Here is a 21,750-nt window from a genome sequence, read left to right on the forward strand (position 1 = left end):
TTGAAGCCTCTAAATCAAGTGATAAACCAAACAATTATATAGAGGAGAACTCTGATGAATGCCAATATTTATCAAGAGATAGAAAACAACCCTCGCTTTAAAGAACTGGTTAATAAACGTAGTCGTTTTTCATGGACACTTTCAATTATTACGCTCGTTATGTATGTCTCATTTATCTTACTTATAGCGTTCTATCCACAATGGTTAGGTACGCCACTGTATGAAGGAAGCTACATTACTCGAGGTATTCCTATTGGTATGGGCTTAATCATCGCCTCATTTTTATTAACAGGCATTTACGTTATTAAAGCCAATACAGAGTTCGACAAACTTACCGCTGAAATTATTGAAGAGGTAGAAAAATGAGAAAGTTACTCTATGCAATAAGCTTATTTTTCCTCTCCTCAACGGTTGCTTACGCTACCGCAATAACAGAAGGAGGTGAGAAACAACCTATGAATATTCAGGCCATTATAATGTTCCTAATATTCGTAGGATTAACACTTTACATCACTTATTGGGCTTCTAAACGTACCCGCTCTCGTGCTGATTACTATACTGCTGGCGGGAAAATTACGGGTTTTCAAAACGGAATGGCTATCGCCGGTGACTTTATGTCTGCCGCATCCTTTTTAGGGATCTCTGCACTAGTTTATACCTCGGGTTATGATGGACTTATCTATTCAATTGGATTTCTAGTCGGTTGGCCTATCATTCTTTTTATCATTGCTGAACGCTTACGTAATTTAGGGCGTTATACCTTTGCTGATGTTGTTTCTTATCGCTTAAGCCCTAAACCCGTTAGAACACTTTCAGCTGTTGGATCACTAGTTGTTGTTGCACTTTATCTGATTGCACAAATGGTAGGTGCCGGAAAATTAATCGAACTCCTTTTCGGCTTAAATTATCATATTGCCGTTGTACTCGTCGGTATTCTAATGGTGCTATATGTTCTATTCGGGGGCATGCTAGCCACCACATGGGTTCAAATCATTAAAGCCATTTTATTACTTGCAGGTGCAAGTTTTATGGCTGTTATGGTTATGAAAGCTGTCGATTTTAATTTCAACACCTTATTTAAAGAAGCCGTTAGTGTTCACTCAAAAGGGTTCTCTATCATGAGCCCTGGTGGTTTGGTTTCTGATCCTATATCTGCTCTCTCTTTAGGTCTTGCACTTATGTTTGGTACGGCGGGACTTCCTCATATCATCATGCGCTTCTTTACTGTTAGCGATGCAAAAGAAGCCCGTAAGAGTGTTTTCTATGCAACAGGTTTTATCGGTTATTTCTATATCCTTACTTTTATCATTGGTTTCGGCGCTATCTTACTCGTTAGCCCTAATCCTGTGTTCAAAGATGCCGCTGGTGCTTTGATTGGTGGAACCAATATGGCGGCAGTTCACTTAGCCGATGCTGTTGGCGGTAATTTCTTCTTAGGCTTTATTTCAGCCGTTGCCTTCGCCACTATCTTAGCTGTTGTTGCAGGACTAACTCTAGCGGGTGCATCTGCGGTATCACATGATCTCTACGCCAATGTAATTAAAAATGGTCATGCCGATGAAAGACAAGAGCTAAAAGTATCTAAAATTACTGTCGTTATCTTAGGCATCGTCGCTATCGGTTTAGGTATTTTATTTGAAAAGCAAAATATCGCCTTTATGGTGGGATTAGCTTTCTCTATTGCGGCAAGCTGTAACTTCCCAATCATATTGTTATCTATGTATTGGAAAGGGCTTACAACACGAGGTGCTGTGGCGGGAGGATGGTCTGGTTTATTAGTAGCGGTCACATTAATGATTTTAGGACCAACAATTTGGGTGAGTATTTTAGGCCATGAAAAACCTATCTACCCTTATGAATATCCAGCATTATTCTCAATAATTATTGCTTTTGTTGTCTCGTGGCTTTTCTCTATTACAGATAAATCATCTTTAGGTGAGCAAGAGAAAGCAAAATTCCAAGCACAGTTTATTCGTTCTCAAATTGGCTTAGGCATTGAACAAGGTAAACAACACTAACAGCTTGAAATAATGTTATCTTTCTAAATAAAAGTAACCCCAAAGTGATTTTTAACTTTGGGGTTATTCATTTTCAACATTTTCATCAATCATCATAAAAATCTCGATGATATTTCTATTATCTACTTATTTAGAATAATTTTAAGCTTTAACTACATATCTATACGATTATTTAAATAACTTATTATTAGTTATTTCATTATTATAAATAGAAAGATAAATTAAATTAAAATCAATAAATTACAAACAAAAACAAACACAACTTATTTGCTATATCGCTTATTAATAAACTCAAAAAGCCCAAAATAGTGAGGAATAGCCATAATAATAGCAATTTCAGACACACTTCAGCCAAACAAGGCTTGTATTGTCAAAAAGTAAATGGTTAACTTTTTATTCTACATAAGAAGAGGTGGTAGTTTTTAAATAGATTATGTCTCGGTTAACTCATTACGCACTTTTATTTTTCTTATCTATCGTACCTGCAATATTGGGTGGTTCAACGCTGTATATAGAACAAAAAATCTATATTGTTCTTATTGGTTGGCTACTTATGCTGATGTGTAGTGGTATTTATCGTTCTGTTTTTGGAAAAGTAATAACCTTCATTATTAGTGCATTATGGGCTTTAAACCTTTCTATTTCTCTGTTTTTTTATCGTGAACACGATATTGCTTTTTCATCATCTATTGCTGAAACTTTTATTAATACTAACGGCAGTGAAACTGTCGGTATGCTTTCTTATAATAAGTACTATGTCTTATTTTATCTATGTGCTTTTGCCATTTACTATTTTCTCATCCATAAAGCGGCTCGAGTCTCTGATCTAAAAACAACAAAAAAAAGTGTGATTGCATTTGTTATATTAATCGCCATTATTCCAATATATAAAAACTTAGCATTAAGAAACGATAACAAAAGTAAATTACTTGCAGAATATACTCTTCTAAATACCCCTTTTTATAATGCCGCAGCACTTGTCCGAACCTTTCATGAAAATCGCCAAATTAGAAAAATTGCTGCTCAGAAAGTTGAGTATCAATATAATAAAAACAGTGATAATACAGAAATCTATATTCTTATCCTTGGTGAGTCAGTTCGCAGAGATCATCTAGGAATTTATGGCTATCAGCATGATACAACACCTAACCTAATGAAAGAAAAGAATAATCTTATTCTATTCAATCAAGTTTATTCTCCCGCACCAGTAACTATTCTCTCTGTACCCATTTCACTCTCAAATATAGGGTTGGAGCAGTTACAGGATAAAAATCATTATGCTGATAATATTGTTTCTCTCGCTAATCACGCCGGATTTAAAACATATTGGCTAAGTAACCAAGGTGAAGGCAATCAAAAGACCAGTGTTATTTCTGTTATTGCTAATATGGCTCAAAATAAAAAGTGGAATGAGTTTATCGGATATGATGAAGAGCTACTTCCTTATTTAGATCAGGCTCTCAATGAGCCATCTGCACAGAAAAAACTCATCATCTTACATACATATGGTAGCCACGAACCGGCTTGTAATCGATTTCCGAATCAATATTTAAAGAAATTCACACAAGAAGATGATGATAACTGCTATGACAGCTCTATCGCTTATACAGATAAATTAATTAATGACATTATTGAGAGAGTCAAAGATAAGCCAGCTTCTATTCTCTACTTTGCAGATCACGCTTTACAGCGTCTCGATAAAAATAGAGAGATCCGTTATCATCATGGTGTAAATACACCACGAAAAGAAGCTTATGATATACCCCTATTTATTTGGTATAGCCCATCATCTATTAAACCTATTATTAATGATGATGCAGTAAATAAGCCTTATTCAACAGTAAATAACTATTGGCTGTTAAGTAGCTGGCTTGGGATAGAACATAACTCACCAAAACAATGCCATTCACCATTAAATGAATGCTATCAGCCTAAATCATCCATAACTGTTATTGATGGGAATAAAAACCTCTTAAACTATGATTTATTAAGTTCAGAAGAGCAGGAACCACAATAATATCCTCGTCAAAAATATCTAAATACGAAATACACTTAATAATAAAAAGTGTATTTATATCCTCATTATCTATTTCTAATAAGATCTGTCTGAGATAACCAGAGCTAAAAGATATCAAATTAAGTGATGTTAGAAGAGAATAATCGTGCCAATAGAGTGCCAGGAATAGGGTTCAACAGCGTTAAGAGTGGCTCTTTTATAGAGGAATATAACAACAGTTTTAGCTTTATTTATTCTCTATAGCATGATTTTGCTTACGATGTTGCAGGAGCAGCGGCGGGTTCATTACTTTATCAGCAATTAAAATAGTTTTTTATTCAGAGTAGCTAAAACCCCAAACGTAAAAAAGCCAACCCATTGGGTTGGCTTTCTCGTCTTATTTAATGCCTGGCAGTTCCCTACTCTCACATGGGGAGACCCCACACTACCATCGGCGCTACAACGTTTCACTTCTGAGTTCGGCATGGATTCAGGTGGGTCCGCTGCGCTATGGCCGCCAAGCAAATTCGGTTTTATTACCCGTTACTTCGATTTCTCGTCATAACCAGCAATATTCAATCTTAAACAAGCTTACTTCATCTACTGTTTGTCTCTCAGACAAAACACCTTCGGTGTTGTCAGGTTAAGCCTCACGGTTCATTAGTACTGGTTAGCTCAACGTATCGCTACGCTTACACACCCAGCCTATCAACGTCTTAGTCTTAAACGTTCCTTTAGGTCACTCAAGGTGACAGGGAAGACTCATCTCGAGGCAAGTTTCCCGCTTAGATGCTTTCAGCGGTTATCTCTTCCGCACTTAGCTACCGGGCAATGCCATTGGCATGACAACCCGAACACCAGTGGTGCGTTCACTCCGGTCCTCTCGTACTAGGAGCAACCCCTCTCAATCTTCCAACGCCCACGGCAGATAGGGACCGAACTGTCTCACGACGTTCTAAACCCAGCTCGCGTACCACTTTAAATGGCGAACAGCCATACCCTTGGGACCTACTTCAGCCCCAGGATGTGATGAGCCGACATCGAGGTGCCAAACACCGCCGTCGATATGAACTCTTGGGCGGTATCAGCCTGTTATCCCCGGAGTACCTTTTATCCGTTGAGCGATGGCCCTTCCATTCAGAACCACCGGATCACTAAGACCTACTTTCGTACCTGCTCGAGCCGTCACTCTCACAGTCAAGCTGGCTTATGCCTTTGCACTAACCGCATGATGTCCGACCATGCTTAGCCAACCTTCGTGCTCCTCCGTTACTCTTTAGGAGGAGACCGCCCCAGTCAAACTACCCACCAGACACGGTCCCCGATCCAGATTATGGACCTAGGTTAGAACATCAAACGTTAAAGGGTGGTATTTCAAGGTTGACTCCATGCAGACTGGCGTCCACACTTCATAGTCTCCCACCTATCCTACACATCAAGGCTCAATGTTCAGTGTCAAGCTATAGTAAAGGTTCACGGGGTCTTTCCGTCTTGCCGCGGGTACACTGCATCTTCACAGCGAGTTCAATTTCACTGAGTCTCGGGTGGAGACAGCCTGGCCATCATTACGCCATTCGTGCAGGTCGGAACTTACCCGACAAGGAATTTCGCTACCTTAGGACCGTTATAGTTACGGCCGCCGTTTACTGGGGCTTCGATCAAGAGCTTCTCCTTACGGATAACCCCATCAATTAACCTTCCAGCACCGGGCAGGCGTCACACCGTATACGTCCACTTTCGTGTTTGCACAGTGCTGTGTTTTTAATAAACAGTTGCAGCCAGCTGGTATCTTCGACTGGCTTCGGCTCCGTCCGCAAGGGACTTCACTTACCGCCAGCGTGCCTTCTCCCGAAGTTACGGCACCATTTTGCCTAGTTCCTTCACCCGAGTTCTCTCAAGCGCCTGAGTATTCTCTACCTGACCACCTGTGTCGGTTTGGGGTACGATTGTTGGTAACCTGAAGCTTAGAGGCTTTTCCTGGAAGCAGGGCATCAATTGCTTCACCACCTTAGTGGCTCGTCATCACACCTCAGCATTAAGTGACCGGATTTGCCTAATCACTCTGCCTACATGCTTGAACCGGGACGACCGTCGCCCGGACAACCTAGCCTTCTCCGTTCCCCCATCGCAGTTACCACCAGTACGGGAATATTAACCCGTTTCCCATCGACTACGCTTTTCAGCCTCGCCTTAGGGGTCGACTCACCCTGCCCCGATTAACGTTGGACAGGAACCCTTGGTCTTCCGGCGTGCGGGTTTTTCACCCGCATTATCGTTACTTATGTCAGCATTCGCACTTCTGATACCTCCAGCATACCTCACAGTACACCTTCGCAGGCTTACAGAACGCTCCCCTACCCAACAACACATAGTGTCGCTGCCGCAGCTTCGGTGCATGGTTTAGCCCCGTTACATCTTCCGCGCGGGCCGACTCGACCAGTGAGCTATTACGCTTTCTTTAAATGATGGCTGCTTCTAAGCCAACATCCTGGCTGTCTGAGCCTTCCCACTTCGTTTCCCACTTAACCATGACTTTGGGACCTTAGCTGGCGGTCTGGGTTGTTTCCCTCTTCACGACGGACGTTAGCACCCGCCGTGTGTCTCCCGTGATAACATTCTTCGGTATTCGCAGTTTGCATCGAGTTGGTAAGTCGGGATGACCCCCTAGTCGAAACAGTGCTCTACCCCCGAAGATGAGTTCACGAGGCGCTACCTAAATAGCTTTCGGGGAGAACCAGCTATCTCCCGGTTTGATTGGCCTTTCACCCCCATCCACAAGTCATCCGCTAATTTTTCAACATTAGTCGGTTCGGTCCTCCAGTTAGTGTTACCCAACCTTCAACCTGCCCATGGATAGATCACCGGGTTTCGGGTCTATACCCTGCAACTCATTCGCCCAGTTAAGACTCGGTTTCCCTACGGCTCCCCTATACGGTTAACCTTGCTACAGAATATAAGTCGCTGACCCATTATACAAAAGGTACGCAGTCACCCCATAAAGAGGCTCCTACTGCTTGTACGTACACGGTTTCAGGTTCTTTTTCACTCCCCTCGCCGGGGTTCTTTTCGCCTTTCCCTCACGGTACTGGTTCACTATCGGTCAATCAGGAGTATTTAGCCTTGGAGGATGGTCCCCCCATGTTCAGACAGGATAACACGTGTCCCGCCCTACTCGTCGAGTTCACAATAACAGCATCTTCGGATACGGGGCTATCACCCTTTACTGCCGGACTTTCCAGACCGTTCTCCTGATGCTGCTATTGATTAAGACTCTGGGCTGTTCCCCGTTCGCTCGCCGCTACTAGGGGAATCTCGGTTGATTTCTTTTCCTCGGGGTACTGAGATGTTTCAGTTCTCCCGGTTCGCTTCATGACGCTATGTATTCACGTCATGATAATATCCATTGGATATTGGGTTTCCCCATTCGGAAATCGTCGGGTATAACGGTTCATATCACCTTACCGACGCTTATCGCAGATTAGCACGTCCTTCATCGCCTCTGATTGCCTAGGCATCCACCGTGTACGCTTATTCGCTTAACCTCACAACCCGAAGATGTTTCTCTCGAAGACCAATGTCTTGAGTTCACACTTCAAGGTCTGAGATTTTGAGAGACTCATCAATATACCTCGGTGATATATTGATTTGTTTTCAATTTTTCAGCTTGTTCCAGATTGTTAAAGAGCAAAATAATTCGCAGTATACTATTGCTAATATACTCTGAATTATTATTTTATATTCAAGAGATTATGGTGGAGCTAAGCGGGATCGAACCGCTGACCTCCTGCGTGCAAGGCAGGCGCTCTCCCAGCTGAGCTATAGCCCCATAATGCATTCTTTAATACCGTTTTTGTTTCTCAGGTTTCTTTATTATTGGAAAGTTTCCTTTAATTAAGAATTGAGCCAATCGCAGTGAGACAAGGCGTGGAGTCACGAAGTTTACAATAAGTAAACGAGTGAATTCACAACGCAGTATCAATACGATTTGGTAGGCCTGAGTGGACTTGAACCACCGACCTCACCCTTATCAGGGGTGCGCTCTAACCACCTGAGCTACAAGCCTATACCGGTATTTCTGCTCGTTCTTCATCAGACAATCTGTGTGAGCACTACACATAACACGTATCTCTTAGGTAAGGAGGTGATCCAACCGCAGGTTCCCCTACGGTTACCTTGTTACGACTTCACCCCAGTCATGAATCACAAAGTGGTAAGCGCCCTCCCGAAGGTTAAGCTACCTACTTCTTTTGCAACCCACTCCCATGGTGTGACGGGCGGTGTGTACAAGGCCCGGGAACGTATTCACCGTAGCATTCTGATCTACGATTACTAGCGATTCCGACTTCATGGAGTCGAGTTGCAGACTCCAATCCGGACTACGACAGACTTTATGAGTTCCGCTTGCTCTCGCGAGGTCGCTTCTCTTTGTATCTGCCATTGTAGCACGTGTGTAGCCCTACTCGTAAGGGCCATGATGACTTGACGTCATCCCCACCTTCCTCCGGTTTATCACCGGCAGTCTCCTTTGAGTTCCCGCCATCACGCGCTGGCAACAAAGGATAAGGGTTGCGCTCGTTGCGGGACTTAACCCAACATTTCACAACACGAGCTGACGACAGCCATGCAGCACCTGTCTCAGAGTTCCCGAAGGCACTCCTCTATCTCTAAAGGATTCTCTGGATGTCAAGAGTAGGTAAGGTTCTTCGCGTTGCATCGAATTAAACCACATGCTCCACCGCTTGTGCGGGCCCCCGTCAATTCATTTGAGTTTTAACCTTGCGGCCGTACTCCCCAGGCGGTCGATTTAACGCGTTAGCTCCAGAAGCCACGGTTCAAGACCACAACCTCTAAATCGACATCGTTTACAGCGTGGACTACCAGGGTATCTAATCCTGTTTGCTCCCCACGCTTTCGCACCTGAGCGTCAGTCTTTGTCCAGGGGGCCGCCTTCGCCACCGGTATTCCTCCACATCTCTACGCATTTCACCGCTACACGTGGAATTCTACCCCCCTCTACAAGACTCTAGCCAACCAGTTTCAGATGCAATTCCCAAGTTAAGCTCGGGGCTTTCACATCTGACTTAATTGACCGCCTGCGTGCGCTTTACGCCCAGTAATTCCGATTAACGCTTGCACCCTCCGTATTACCGCGGCTGCTGGCACGGAGTTAGCCGGTGCTTCTTCTGCGGGTAACGTCAATTGCTAAGAGTATTAATCTTAACACCTTCCTCCCCGCTGAAAGTACTTTACAACCCTAAGGCCTTCTTCATACACGCGGCATGGCTGCATCAGGCTTGCGCCCATTGTGCAATATTCCCCACTGCTGCCTCCCGTAGGAGTCTGGGCCGTGTCTCAGTCCCAGTGTGGCTGATCATCCTCTCAGACCAGCTAGAGATCGTCGCCTAGGTGAGCCATTACCTCACCTACTAGCTAATCCCATATGGGTTCATCCGATAGCGCAAGGTCCGAAGAGCCCCTGCTTTGGTCCGTAGACGTCATGCGGTATTAGCCACCGTTTCCAGTAGTTATCCCCCTCTATCGGGCAGATCCCCATACATTACTCACCCGTCCGCCGCTCGTCAGCAAGAAAGCAAGCTTTCCCCTGTTACCGCTCGACTTGCATGTGTTAGGCCTGCCGCCAGCGTTCAATCTGAGCCATGATCAAACTCTTCAATTAAAAGTGTTTGATGCTCAAAGAAATCGAAAACTTAGCTATTCATAAATGAATTTACTTTTGTTGTTCACTCTTCAAGACTTGATACATCTAATATTTTAGAAGATATCGTCTCTGCGAGTGCCCACACAGATTGTCTGATAATTTGTTAAAGAGCAGTGCAACATTCGCTGCCGTTTCCGGTCTTCTGCGTTGTTGCGAGGAGGCGTATATTACGTTATTCCTCTGAAGAGTCAAGAGTTTTTTCAAACTTTTTTCTTTTCTCTTCGCTGTCCTTCGCGGCTGTTGTCAGCTCATCGTCGGTCAGTGGATGCGCATTATAGGGAGTTCTCGGATTAGCGCAAGTATTTATTTCAACTTTTTTTCTGTTCGCTTTTTTTTTCAACAAAATAAAGAAAAACGCTCTAATTTTATGCTGATAGCGTAAAATCCGAACAGCTTTCTCTAGCTGACTCACGTAAGATAGAAGATAAATTATGGTATAGGTAACCTTTATTATGCAATTTAGCGAACAACGTTCAGCTTCTCAAAAGAATCTTTCTTATATAGTTGCTGAAAAATTAGGTAAACAAATTCTTTCTGGTCACTATGAACCTGAATCTTTGTTACCAGGAGAAATAGAATTAGCAGAATTACTCTCCGTCAGCAGGACTGTTATTAGAGAAGCAATAAAAATGCTTGCTGCTAAAGGAATGCTTTTACCTCGTCCAAGAATAGGTACTCGTGTCACTCCAATGCAAAATTGGAATCTATTAGATAATGATCTTCTTAATTGGTGGATAGACAGTGGTGAATTTAATAAAGTCAGCCATTATTTCCATCATGTCCGTTTAGCAATAGAACCCCAAGCCTGTTATTTAGCCGCATTTAATGCAACCGAAAGCCAAAAACAGTCTCTTGCTTTATTTGGTAGAGAAATGCAGTTGCTTGATGAGAGTTTTGATAGACAACATTGGCTAGATATCGATACTCAATTCCACTATCTCATTTATCAAGCAAGTGGCAATCCGTTCTTTGCCTCTTTTGGCTCATTATTTCTTTCTGCTTATAAAAAGTATTTTGATCTTATTGTGGGTAATGAAACTGTTCAACCGGAAACACATAATCAAATTGTTCAGGCAATTATTGATAAAGATGGAAATAAGGCGCGTGATCTCTGTTTAATCTTATTAACGAGTGATTGAATAGTTTTAATACAAATTTTATAGGTTTTCTGTTTATAATGAAGCGATAATCAAAATATAGAACAAAGACGGTATATGCTTCATGTTGAAATCCGCCAAAAATATGTCTGGGTTGCCTTGGATTGCTGCAATGGCTTTCTTTATGCAGGCTCTCGATGCAACCATTCTTAATACGGCATTACCAGACATAGCAAAAAGCCTTAATCATTCTCCTCTCGCGATGCAATCGGCTGTTATCAGCTATACATTAACTGTTGCATTATTAATCCCCGTCAGTGGATGGTTAGCCGATAGATTCGGAACACGTAAAATTTTTATTATTGCGGTTTCTTTATTTTCTGGTGGCTCTTTATTATGTGCACTTTCTCCTAACCTCACTTTTCTTGTTATTTCACGAATTATACAAGGTATAGGTGGTGCAATGATGATGCCGGTTGCACGCCTTGCTTTATTAAGAGCTTATCCACGCAGCGAATTACTGCCCATTCTCAACTTTGTCACAATGCCAGGATTAGTAGGTCCCATAGCAGGACCTCTTTTAGGAGGGGTATTGGTGACTTATGCCTCTTGGCATTGGATATTTATTATAAATATTCCTATTGGCCTATTAGGTATTTTCTATGCCATCAAGCATATGCCTAATTTCACCATGCCAAAACGTAAGTTTGATTTACTTGGCTTTGTTTTCTTTGGTTTTGGCTTAGTCATGCTTTCTGTCAGTCTTGATCTTTTTGGTGATAAAAATATCTCTCGCTATATTCCTATTGCCATTATTTTAGGGGGATTTTCTTTACTAGGGTTATACGTCAATCATGCAAGACGCCACCAGCAACCACTAATCCCTCTCAATATATTTAAAACACGCACATTCTCTGTCGGTATTGCAGGAAATATTGCAACAAGATTAGGAACTGGGTGTATTCCTTTCTTAATGCCACTTATGTTGCAAGTGGGTTTTGGTTACCCTGCAATAATTTCCGGTATGATGATGGCACCAATGGCTTTAGGTTCTATTTTAGCAAAATCATTTGTCACAAAGATCTTAGTGAAATTTAGCTATCGCCGAACACTCTTTGCTATCACAATTATCATTGGTTTGATGATAGCTCAGTTCTCACTTCAATCACCGGATATGTCTATTTACTATCTTGTCATTCCACTCTTTTTATTAGGAGTGGTCATGTCTATACAATTTACATCAATGAATACAATTTCATTGGCTGATTTAACAGACAACAACGCAAGTTCAGGAAATAGTGTTTTGGCTGTCACTCAACAATTAGCAATTAGTTTTGGTATTGCAGTGAGTGCATCTATTTTAGGATATTTTGATACAGAGAATGTGGGTACTACGGTTGATAACTTCCATTATACTTTTATTACGGTTGGTATCATTACATTGCTGTCTTCCTTTGTATTCTTACTCCTTGATAAACATGATGGCGATAATCTAACTAATAAAAAGAAAAAAGCCTAATAGCTTTATTCAAACTAAAAAAGAGAGCTTATGCTCTCTTTTTCTTTATATATAGAAGAAACACTCTATAAGGATGAAGCTAAAAAAGCATCCACTTCATGACGCCATGGTACTGATGGTTGAGCACCAGCTCGAGTGACAGCAATGGCAGCGGCTGCATGAGCAAACTTAATCGCTGGCATCATAGATTGCCCCTCTAATAAAGCAGTGATTAATGCACCATTAAATGTATCACCAGCCGCAATGGTATCTACTGCTTTCACTTTAAATGCAGGAACAATACAACCTTTATTATTTAGTTCGCTTACCCAAACACCACGGCTTCCTAATGTAATAAGAACCGTTTTAATACCTTTATTATGTAGAACATCCGCTGCTTGTTGAGCACTTTCATCATCTACGACTTTAATTCCAGTCAGATATTCAGTCTCTGTTTCGTTTGGCGTAATAATATCCACAAGTGATAACAGCTCATCAGGTAATGCTTGAGCAGGTGCTGGATTTAATATTACTTGCACATTTTCTTGTTTAGCGATTTCAGCGGCTTTCAAAACAGAATCAAGTGGTGATTCTAATTGCATTAATAGAGCATCAGCTTCTTTTATTATATTCCCATGGCGCTGAACATAACTTGTATCTAGTCGTCCATTAGCACCCGCATGAATACCGATGACATTTTCACCCTGCTGATTAACAAAAATCAGCGCGACACCTGTTGCTACGTCATCAATTAATTCAATGCTCTTGGTATCAATGTTATCTGTTATTAATTGAGCTTTGGCTTTTTTACCAATATCGTCATTTCCTAAACAAGCAAGAAATGAAATATTCGCACCACAACGCCCAGCAGCGACTGCCTGATTAGCACCTTTACCGCCAAAGACCATTTGAAATTGGTTACCTGAAATGGTTTCACCAGGAAGCGGAAAATGGGCAACATTAAGAATATGATCAGCATTAACACTACCTAAAATCACAAGTTTCTTCGCTTCCATGATTTTTCCTTACTCTCAGTAATAAATTCTAGATGTATTGCATAAATGACATTCAATATTTTAAACCGATCATCTCAGCAACATTAATGAAAAAACGTGATCACCATCGAAACGTTTCGCTAGTAAAACAAAAAAGAACCAAAAATAAGCAGTAGGAAGCTGAATCGATTTTTGTTATAAACAATTTGTGTGCTAATAGAATGTTTGACTATATGTCAGCAATCCTTTTCTGATATTTTCAGGGTGATGACGAAAATAAGTACCCATTATTAGGAGTGTTTATGCAACTTGCAGAGCGGATTTCACAACTTAGCCAATATCTTGAAACTGGGCTTTATGAGCGACAGTCAGCTATCCGTCTTTGTTTACTTGCAGCACTGAGTGGTGAGAGTGTTTTCTTACTTGGCCCTCCAGGTATTGCTAAAAGTTTAATAGCCAGAAGAATGAAAGAAGCCTTTAAAGAGGCTAAAGCTTTTGAATACCTAATGACGCGTTTTTCAACCCCTGAAGAAATTTTTGGCCCTTTATCTATTCAAGCTTTAAAAGATGAAGGTAAATATCAGCGTTTGGTTGAAGGATATTTACCTGATGCTGAAGTTGTTTTTCTTGATGAAATATGGAAAGCAGGGCCTGCTATTCTTAATACGTTATTAACGGCGATTAATGAGCGTAAATTTAGAAATGGAGAAGCTGAAGTTGCTATTCCAATGCGTTTATTAGTATCCGCCTCTAATGAACTACCGGATTCAGACAGTAGTCTTGAAGCACTATATGACCGAATGCTTATTCGTATTTGGTTAACCAAAGTACAAGATAAGAAAAATTTTCGTGCATTACTTATTAATAAAGAAGTAGGCTCTTTTCATATTCCAGAACATATTCAAATTACCGCAGAAGAGTTCTCACGTTGGCAATCAGAATTAGAAAAGATCACTTTAGATGACCACTTATTTGATTTAATTTATCAACTTCGTGAGTCTTTAGATAAAAGTGATGCAGCACCTTATGTTTCAGATAGACGCTGGAAAAAAGCGGTACGCCTTTTACAAGCCAGTGCTTTTTTTAATGGTCGTAGTGCTATTTCACCGTTAGATCTTATTTTATTAAAAGATTGCCTGTGGCATGACCAAGCATCATTTGCGTTATTAGATAAACTATTACAAAGCCTTTTAACAGAGCAAGCCTACCACCAGCTAGAGTTAATTAGAAAAACAGAAAGTTTATGGGCTGAGTGGATGCAATCAACAAGAAGTAAACAAGATCAACAGGCCTTTCGTTTTGAAAAACAAAGTGGAATGTTTGGGCGAAATGCACATTTTAGCCTATCAGAAAAAATGCAGGCTGATAAATTCACGTTGTTTTTACACATCCCTCTGCATATCCATAGTATTCAAGTTAACTTTATTACTATCGAGCAAAAAGCATTAGAAAACTTTTTAGCTAAAGGGGATGAATTATTAGCGCGTTTAAATGGTATTGGTTTCCCACAATCAATTAATGCGCAAATACGCCAAGATGGTGTATTAGAAATTTTAGATGTGAGTCGTCGAACAACATCTCTTTATCAGCAAAAAGAGACAGCGCCTGCTGCTCCTATTGAAGATAACAAAGAGTGGCTAGATAAATTAAAAGATCTGACTCAAGAAATTTATGGTGAGCAGGAAAAATTTAATCATCATCAACCAAATTTATTTATTGATAATGATTGGCTTATTTCCATCGAGCAAAGTTTTGTTCAGCTTAATGAAAAATTATCGCAATTAAAAAGCCAAATAAAGTAATGATATTATGCTGACACTTTCAACATTAGATATACTTTTAGCCATAAATGAAGGGCAGCTTATTGAGGAAGTTATTATTGCTGTACTTGCATCGCCTCAATTAGCGGTATTTTTTGAAAAACACCCAAGACTCAAAAAAGCCTTACTTAAAGATATTCACCAATGGAAAAAAAGCTTACAGCAAAGAGTAAAAGAAACCTTAGTACCTACCATGATTGCTGATGAATTTGCCCTTTATCAACAAACACAGTCATTAGGTAACGCCATATTTAATCAGCAAGTAGAGCAAATACTGGCTGAATTAAACAAGCTAGATTCCTCTTTTATTGAAGAAGCATCGCAGCTGATCAAAACCAATAAGCCTTTTTCACCAGCTCAACAAGCTTTGTTTATTCAACATTGGCGGATAAGTTTAATTTTCCAAGTCACTGCATTACACAAAGCCCTATTTGACCAAGAGCAAGAGCAACTCCTTGCTGAATTACAAGAACGTTTAGCGTTAAGTGGAAGCTTAAGTAATACATTCTCAGAAAATGAGCGTGCAGCAGGGCGTTTATGGGATATGAGCAAAGGCGTTTTAACAAAAACACCTTTCGATGAGAAAATTATTCAACGTTATAGCGACTTTCTCGATCAACAACCTGAGTTACATAAACTCGCAAGTTTGCTTGGACGTAGCAAAACAGCCAAATCACTTCCTGAAGAGAGTGTGATTTTTGAACCTGTGACTATTGTTGAGAAAGCACCCGATACAACACCTGAGCAAGTCAATGGAATAGGGCTCAGTGATGATATCTTGCGCTTACTTCCTGCTGAACTCGCTTTGTTAGGTATTAATGAAATCGAATATGAGTTTTATAGAAAGCTGGTAGAAAAACAACTCAATACTTATCGGTTGCAAGGAGACAATTGGCAAGAGCGTACTGTATTGCGTCCAGTAACTCATCATCATGATGAAGAAAGACCGAGAGGACCTTTTATTGTATGTATTGATACATCAGGTTCGATGGGGGGATTTAATGAGCAGTGTGCTAAAGCTTTTGGGTTAGCATTGATGAAAATAGCGCTAGCTGATAATCGTTCATGCCATGTGATGTTATTTTCCACTGAAACTGTACATTATCAGTTGTCATCGTCTAATGGCCTGCAAGATCTTATCAAGTTTTTGAATCAGTCATTTAGAGGGGGTACGGATTTAAGTGCTTGTTTAGATAATGTCGCAGAAAAACTCAATAGCCCAGCATGGAAAGATGCTGATGCTGTTGTTATTTCTGACTTTGTCGCCCAAAGGTTACCCGAAAACCTAATCAACAAAATCAAAAAAAGCCAACAGCAACAGCACAATCGCTTCCATGCGGTTACCCTATCCAATTACGGTAAACCCAGCATCATGAAAATCTTTGACCATATATGGCGTTTTGATACTGGATTAAAAAGTCGTTTACTTCGACGCTGGCGCCAATAATTACAGCATATCGGCGAAAGCTAAACGGGTGTCTTTTTCCCACACGCCGCATTGTACTTGTCCAATGTGCTCTTTTTGTAACAGTAGCATCACTAAACGAGATTGGCCGATACCGCCACCGATAGTTTGTGGCATATCACCATGCATTAATGCTTTGTGCCAATCCAACTCAAGACGCTTAGTATCATCTGTTAATGTTAACTGACGCATTAATGTTTCAGGATCGACACGGATACCCATTGATGACAATTCAAACGCATCTTGCAGAATAGGGTTCCAGACAAGAATGTCACCGTTTAAACCTTCAAATCCATCTTCGTTTGGCGTCGTCCAGTCATCATAATCAGGTGCTCTCACATCATGAGATTCACCACTAGAAAGCTTACCGCCAATACCAATTAAGAAAACAGCGCCATATTCTTTTGCAATCGCTTTTTCACGACCTTTAGCATCAAGGTCAGGATAACGGCGCAGTAACTCTTCAGTGTGGATAAATTGAATTTGATCTGGCAGGAACGGTACCAGACCAAATTCTTCGCTGACGGCTTTTTCAGTTTCTTTTATTGCCTGATAAATTTTACCCACTGTCTGTTTAAGATAAGGAACTGTACGCTCTTTATCTTCCATCACTTTTTCCCAATCCCACTGATCAACATAAACTGAGTGGATTTGAGTTAAGCGATCTTCGTCTGGTCGCAAAGCTTTCATATGAGTATAAAGACCTTGCCCAGAACTAAATCCAAAACGACCTAATGTTTTACGTTTCCATTTAGCTAATGAATGGACAACCTCAAAAGTAGAATCTGGTAAAGATTTGACTTTAACTTGTACTGCCTTCTCATGACCAGATAAGTTATCTTGAGTTCCATCACCAAGGCGACTTAAGATCGGTCCTTGAACTTCAATCAGTCCTAATTCTTTTTCCAGCAGTCGTGAAAAATAAGATTTAACAAAGCTAATTTGCTGTTGAGTCTGGATGAATGATTTTTCCATTTTTGTATCCCTAGTGGTGATGTCGTGTTTTGCTGATATAGATTAAGCAACAAAATGGGTACTAAATTCAATATACTTCATTAATAATAGCCTTGCTTGTTTTAAATCGTTAAAAATAACGCTATAAAAATGTATTATCGTTAAAAACAGAGGGAATTTATGGACAATATTTATCAGATCGATAATCTCGATCGTGACATACTTCACGCATTAATGGCGAATGCGAGAACACCTTACGCTGAATTGGCCAAAAAATTCGAAGTTAGCCCAGGCACAATTCATGTTCGAGTTGAGAAAATGAAGCAGGCGGGAATTATTACAGGAACTCGAGTTGATATTAGTGAAAAGCAACTCGGTTTTGATGTCTGCTGCTTTATTGGCATTATTCTTAAGAGCGCAAAAGACTATCACACTGCATTAGATAAACTAGATAAGTTAGATGAAGTTGTAGAGGTGTACTACACAACAGGGCAATACAGTATTTTTACGAAGGTTATGTGTAAAAGTATAGAAGCCTTACAAGACGTACTTATCAACAAAATCCAGACAATCGATGAAATTCAGTCAACAGAAACCCTGATCTCACTGCAAAACCCGATAATAAGGACGATCAAGCCATAAGGGTAAATTCTTATTTTTTTTTATAACCACATTATCCACAGGTAGATCCCAAGTGATTCACAGCGTACAATAGCGCGTCTTGAATATAAGGAGATCATTAATGAAAAAAGTCACTCTTATTAGTGGCAGTACCATGGGTAGTGCTGAATATGTCGCAGAACACCTTGCAGAGATCTTATCTGATGAAGGATTTGAGACAGATCTGCACCATGGACCTTCTCTTAATGATCTTCCAAATGAAGGGATCTGGCTGGTGGTCACATCAACGCATGGTGCGGGTGATATTCCTGACAACTTACTGCCTTTTGCTAATGAGATATCTGCTGATTCCGTTGATCTTAGTAATGTCACCTTTGGTGCGATCGGCATAGGAAGTAGTGAATATGACACTTTCTGCGGTGCGATCAGAACATTGGATCAAAAATTGGTGGAAAAAGGGGCAACTCGCCTTGGCGATCGTCTCGAAATTGATATTCAAAAGTACGACATTCCGGAAGATCCAGCAGAAGAATGGATGGCTTCTTGGAAAAATTTACTTTAATTTGCACAAAAAAACAGCAAACGAATGTGGATAACTCTGCTTAAAAGCAGGGGTTAACCCGTAGTTATCCATTGTATAAGGCTATATCAAGAAATGACCTGTGTATAAGTCGTCATTTTGATCCCAGCTTATCAGCAGATAGATCACGGATCATTCACAGTATATGATCCTTTACACTTTTATGATCTTTAAATAGAAAATCCACTTATCCACAGAGGATCGCTTCCCTAATAAAAGATCTAATAAAGAGATCTTTAAATAAAAAGATCTTTAAATAATTACCTGCGGATCTGCTCGCTTGTATCTGTCAAAAAGTTGAGTAGAATTCGTTTTCCCAATGCAACACATTCAGCATTCGTAACATTTAAGGTTCACACATGTTTTATCCAGAACACTTTGACGTCATTGTCATCGGTGGTGGTCACGCCGGTACAGAAGCCGCTATGGCTGCAGCTCGTATGGGGCGTCAAACCCTATTACTGACCCACAATATTGATACTTTGGGCCAAATGTCTTGTAACCCAGCTATTGGTGGGATTGGTAAAGGGCATCTGGTAAAAGAGATCGATGCCATGGGTGGATTAATGGCAACCGCTATTGACCATGCAGGGATCCAATTCAGAACCCTTAACGCAAGTAAGGGTCCAGCTGTAAGAGCAACAAGAGCACAGGCTGACCGTGTTCTCTATCGCCAAGCTGTTCGTACTACTCTTGAAAATCAACCTAATTTAATGATCTTCCAACAACCTGTTGAAGATCTCATTGTTGAAAACGACCAAGTGACGGGCGCCGTCACTCGCATGGGCTTAAAATTCCGTGCTAAATCTGTTGTTCTAACTGTTGGTACTTTCCTAGATGGTAAAATCCATATTGGTTTAGAAAATTACAGTGGTGGTCGTGCTGGTGATCCTCCATCAGTTTCGTTATCACACAGATTACGTGAATTACCGCTACGTGTAGGTCGTTTAAAAACAGGTACACCACCTCGTATTGATGCGAGAACTATCGATTTTAGTCAACTAGCTGTTCAGTTGGGTGATACTCCAATGCCTGTTTTCTCGTTTTTAGGAAATGTGGATCAGCATCCTGAACAAATGCCTTGCCACATCACATACACAAACGAAAAAACGCACGATGTTATTCGTAATAACCTCGATCGTAGCCCAATGTACGCTGGTGTCATCGAAGGAATAGGGCCTCGTTATTGCCCATCTATTGAAGATAAAGTGATGAGATTTGCTGATCGTAATTCACATCAGATCTTTTTAGAGCCAGAAGGTTTAACAAGTAACGAAATTTACCCAAATGGTATTTCAACCAGCTTACCTTTTGATGTTCAAATGCAAATAGTAAATTCCATGAAAGGTATGGAAAATGCGAAGATCATTAGACCTGGTTATGCTATTGAATATGACTTCTTCGATCCTAGAGATCTAAAACAAACCCTAGAAAGCAAATTTATCAACGGGTTATTCTTTGCTGGCCAAATTAACGGTACAACGGGTTATGAAGAAGCCGCTGCTCAAGGCATGCTCGCAGGACTTAATGCGGCACGTTATGCCTTCGATCAAGAAGGTTGGTTCCCACGTCGTGACCAAGCATACATTGGTGTATTAGTTGACGATCTTTGTACTCTTGGTACAAAAGAGCCATACCGCATGTTTACTTCTCGTGCTGAATATCGCTTGATGTTACGTGAAGATAATGCTGATTTACGTCTAACTGAAATTGGTCGTGAATTAGGTATGGTTGATGACAACCGTTGGGCACAATTTAGTGAAAAAGTTGAGCTTGTTGAAAAAGAACGTCAACGTTTAAGAAATATTTGGGTTCATCCACAAGCTGATAATCTTTCAGAAATCAATGAATTGCTAAATACGCCATTATCCAAAGAAGCTAATGGCGAAGATTTATTACGTCGCCCTGAGATGACTTACGACATACTGAAGAATATCACTCGTTTTGCACCGGGTATTGATGATTCAAAACCACAAGCTGCTGAACAAGTTGAGATCCAAGTTAAGTACGAAGGCTACATTAGTCGCCAGCAAGAAGAGATCGAAAAACAACTACGCAATGAAAATGCCGCGTTACCGATTGATCTGGACTATAAACAAGTCAGCGGATTATCTAACGAAGTTATTGCAAAACTTAACGATCACAAACCGACATCGATCGGACAAGCATCGCGGATCTCAGGAGTCACACCTGCTGCTATTTCCATTTTATTAGTTTGGTTGAAAAAACAAGGCCTATTACGCAGGAGTGCATCATGAGTGACTTACTTAATCGGCTAAAAAAGCTGGCTAAGCAAGCCAATATTGAGCTTACAGATATTCAAGCTGAAAAACTTACGGGTTATGTCGCGATGCTTGATAAATGGAATAAAGCTTACAACCTCACCTCTGTAAGAGATCCACAGCAAATGCTTATCCGTCATATTTTGGATAGCATTGTTGTGAGTCAATATCTTGAAGGTGAAAGATTTATTGATGTGGGAACAGGTCCTGGATTGCCCGGTATTCCACTGGCGATAATGCGTCCCGATCACCATTTTGTATTATTGGATAGCTTAGGTAAGCGTGTTCGCTTTATGAAGCAAGTTCAGCACGAACTAGGACTTGATAATATCGAACCTGTTCAATATCGCGTTGAAGAATACCAAACAGAGAAGCCTTTTGATGGCGTTATCAGTAGAGCATTTGCCTCTATGAACGATATGCTCTCTTGGTGCTCTCATTTAGTGACTGAAGAACATGGTCGTTTTTATGCATTGAAAGGACAAATTCATCAAGAAGAGTTAGATGAACTTGCTGATAATGGATTAAAAATGCCTGAAAAAGTGATTAGCTTATCGATACCTGAATTGAATGAACAAAGACATTTGGTGATTATTTAATCAAATATCTTGAGTCTCACAGATCCTTTTTTCATTTTTTGTGCTCTGGCGATAATATTTACAATGTTATCGCCATTTGTTTTATGGGGATTTATGAGAGTCATTA

General features: G+C 40.6%; 13 protein-coding genes, 2 tRNA genes and 3 rRNA genes. 11 read left to right on the top strand and 7 right to left on the bottom strand.

Annotation, left to right across the window (positions count from 1 at the left end):
• Positions 1-54 precede the first annotated feature (54 nt).
• The 3 genes from D7029_RS18475 to D7029_RS18485 all read left to right on the top strand — a co-directional run bounded on the left by D7029_RS18475 (position 55) and on the right by D7029_RS18485 (position 4,035).
• On the top strand, positions 55-366 hold the full coding sequence (locus D7029_RS18475; protein ID WP_088494195.1) for a DUF485 domain-containing protein: 312 nt from the start codon (positions 55-57) through the stop codon (positions 364-366).
• Positions 363-2,018 (top strand): cation acetate symporter, encoded by a 1,656-nt coding sequence (locus D7029_RS18480; RefSeq protein ID WP_194951497.1) that lies wholly within the window; start codon positions 363-365, stop codon positions 2,016-2,018. Before D7029_RS18475 ends, D7029_RS18480 begins: the two co-directional genes overlap by 4 nt.
• Before the next feature lie 433 nt (positions 2,019-2,451).
• Positions 2,452-4,035 carry a phosphoethanolamine transferase gene (locus D7029_RS18485; RefSeq protein WP_194951498.1) on the top strand — a complete coding sequence of 528 codons (1,584 nt, stop codon included), beginning with the start codon at positions 2,452-2,454 and terminating at the stop codon, positions 4,033-4,035.
• Positions 4,036-4,420: 385 nt separating this feature from the next.
• Here D7029_RS18485 and rrf read toward each other — a convergent pair.
• The 5 genes from rrf to D7029_RS18510 form a co-directional block, all read right to left on the bottom strand.
• Positions 4,421-4,536: ribosomal RNA gene (gene rrf, locus D7029_RS18490) — 5S ribosomal RNA — on the bottom strand.
• Positions 4,537-4,653: 117 nt separating this feature from the next.
• Positions 4,654-7,556: ribosomal RNA gene (locus D7029_RS18495) — 23S ribosomal RNA — on the bottom strand.
• A 208-nt stretch (positions 7,557-7,764) separates the two neighbouring features.
• Positions 7,765-7,840: transfer RNA gene (locus D7029_RS18500), tRNA-Ala, on the bottom strand.
• Between the two features lie 160 nt (positions 7,841-8,000).
• A tRNA-Ile gene (locus D7029_RS18505) sits at positions 8,001-8,077 on the bottom strand.
• 71 nt (positions 8,078-8,148) lie between these two features.
• Positions 8,149-9,691 (bottom strand): 16S ribosomal RNA (locus D7029_RS18510).
• Together the 16S, 23S and 5S rRNA genes with 2 tRNA genes alongside form the textbook arrangement of a ribosomal RNA operon.
• Before the next feature lie 494 nt (positions 9,692-10,185).
• On the opposite strand from D7029_RS18510, the gene D7029_RS18515 reads away from it, so the two are divergent.
• Complete coding sequence (locus D7029_RS18515; protein WP_194951499.1) at positions 10,186-10,872, top strand: FadR/GntR family transcriptional regulator; 687 nt, start codon at positions 10,186-10,188, stop codon at positions 10,870-10,872.
• An 82-nt stretch (positions 10,873-10,954) separates the two neighbouring features.
• On the top strand, positions 10,955-12,349 hold the full coding sequence (mdtD, locus tag D7029_RS18520; RefSeq protein ID WP_194951500.1) for a multidrug transporter subunit MdtD: 1,395 nt from the start codon (positions 10,955-10,957) through the stop codon (positions 12,347-12,349).
• A 65-nt stretch (positions 12,350-12,414) separates the two neighbouring features.
• Here the strand turns inward: mdtD and rbsK are convergent, their stop codons facing one another.
• Positions 12,415-13,344, bottom strand: coding sequence for a ribokinase (gene rbsK, locus D7029_RS18525; protein ID WP_194951501.1), 930 nt, complete (start codon positions 13,342-13,344; stop codon positions 12,415-12,417).
• 281 nt (positions 13,345-13,625) lie between these two features.
• Here rbsK and ravA point away from each other — a divergent pair, with 281 nt between their 5' ends.
• A complete protein-coding gene (gene ravA / locus D7029_RS18530; protein ID WP_194951502.1) occupies positions 13,626-15,125 on the top strand; it encodes an ATPase RavA in 1,500 nt (499 codons plus the stop codon).
• 7 nt (positions 15,126-15,132) lie between these two features.
• A complete protein-coding gene (gene viaA / locus D7029_RS18535) occupies positions 15,133-16,590 on the top strand; it encodes an ATPase RavA stimulator ViaA (RefSeq protein WP_194951503.1) in 1,458 nt (485 codons plus the stop codon).
• Here viaA and asnA read toward each other — a convergent pair whose 3' ends face one another.
• Positions 16,591-17,583, bottom strand: a complete 993-nt coding sequence (gene asnA, locus D7029_RS18540; RefSeq protein WP_088494187.1) for an aspartate--ammonia ligase — start codon at positions 17,581-17,583, stop codon at positions 16,591-16,593.
• A gap of 159 nt (positions 17,584-17,742) precedes the next feature.
• On the opposite strand from asnA, the gene asnC reads away from it, so the two are divergent.
• From asnC to rsmG, 4 genes are all read left to right on the top strand, one after another.
• Positions 17,743-18,204, top strand: a complete 462-nt coding sequence (asnC, locus tag D7029_RS18545; protein WP_023583317.1) for a transcriptional regulator AsnC — start codon at positions 17,743-17,745, stop codon at positions 18,202-18,204.
• Positions 18,205-18,304: 100 nt separating this feature from the next.
• Positions 18,305-18,745, top strand: coding sequence for an FMN-binding protein MioC (mioC, locus tag D7029_RS18550; protein ID WP_194951504.1), 441 nt, complete (start codon positions 18,305-18,307; stop codon positions 18,743-18,745).
• Between the two features lie 377 nt (positions 18,746-19,122).
• Positions 19,123-21,021, top strand: a complete 1,899-nt coding sequence (gene mnmG / locus D7029_RS18555) for a tRNA uridine-5-carboxymethylaminomethyl(34) synthesis enzyme MnmG (RefSeq protein ID WP_194951505.1) — start codon at positions 19,123-19,125, stop codon at positions 21,019-21,021.
• Entirely contained in the window at positions 21,018-21,644 is a 627-nt protein-coding gene (gene rsmG, locus D7029_RS18560; RefSeq protein WP_088494184.1) for a 16S rRNA (guanine(527)-N(7))-methyltransferase RsmG, read from the top strand. Before mnmG ends, rsmG begins: the two co-directional genes overlap by 4 nt.
• Positions 21,645-21,750 lie beyond the last annotated feature (106 nt).

This window comes from Proteus vulgaris, assembly GCF_016647575.1.
Taxonomy (GTDB): domain Bacteria; phylum Pseudomonadota; class Gammaproteobacteria; order Enterobacterales; family Enterobacteriaceae; genus Proteus; species Proteus mirabilis_B.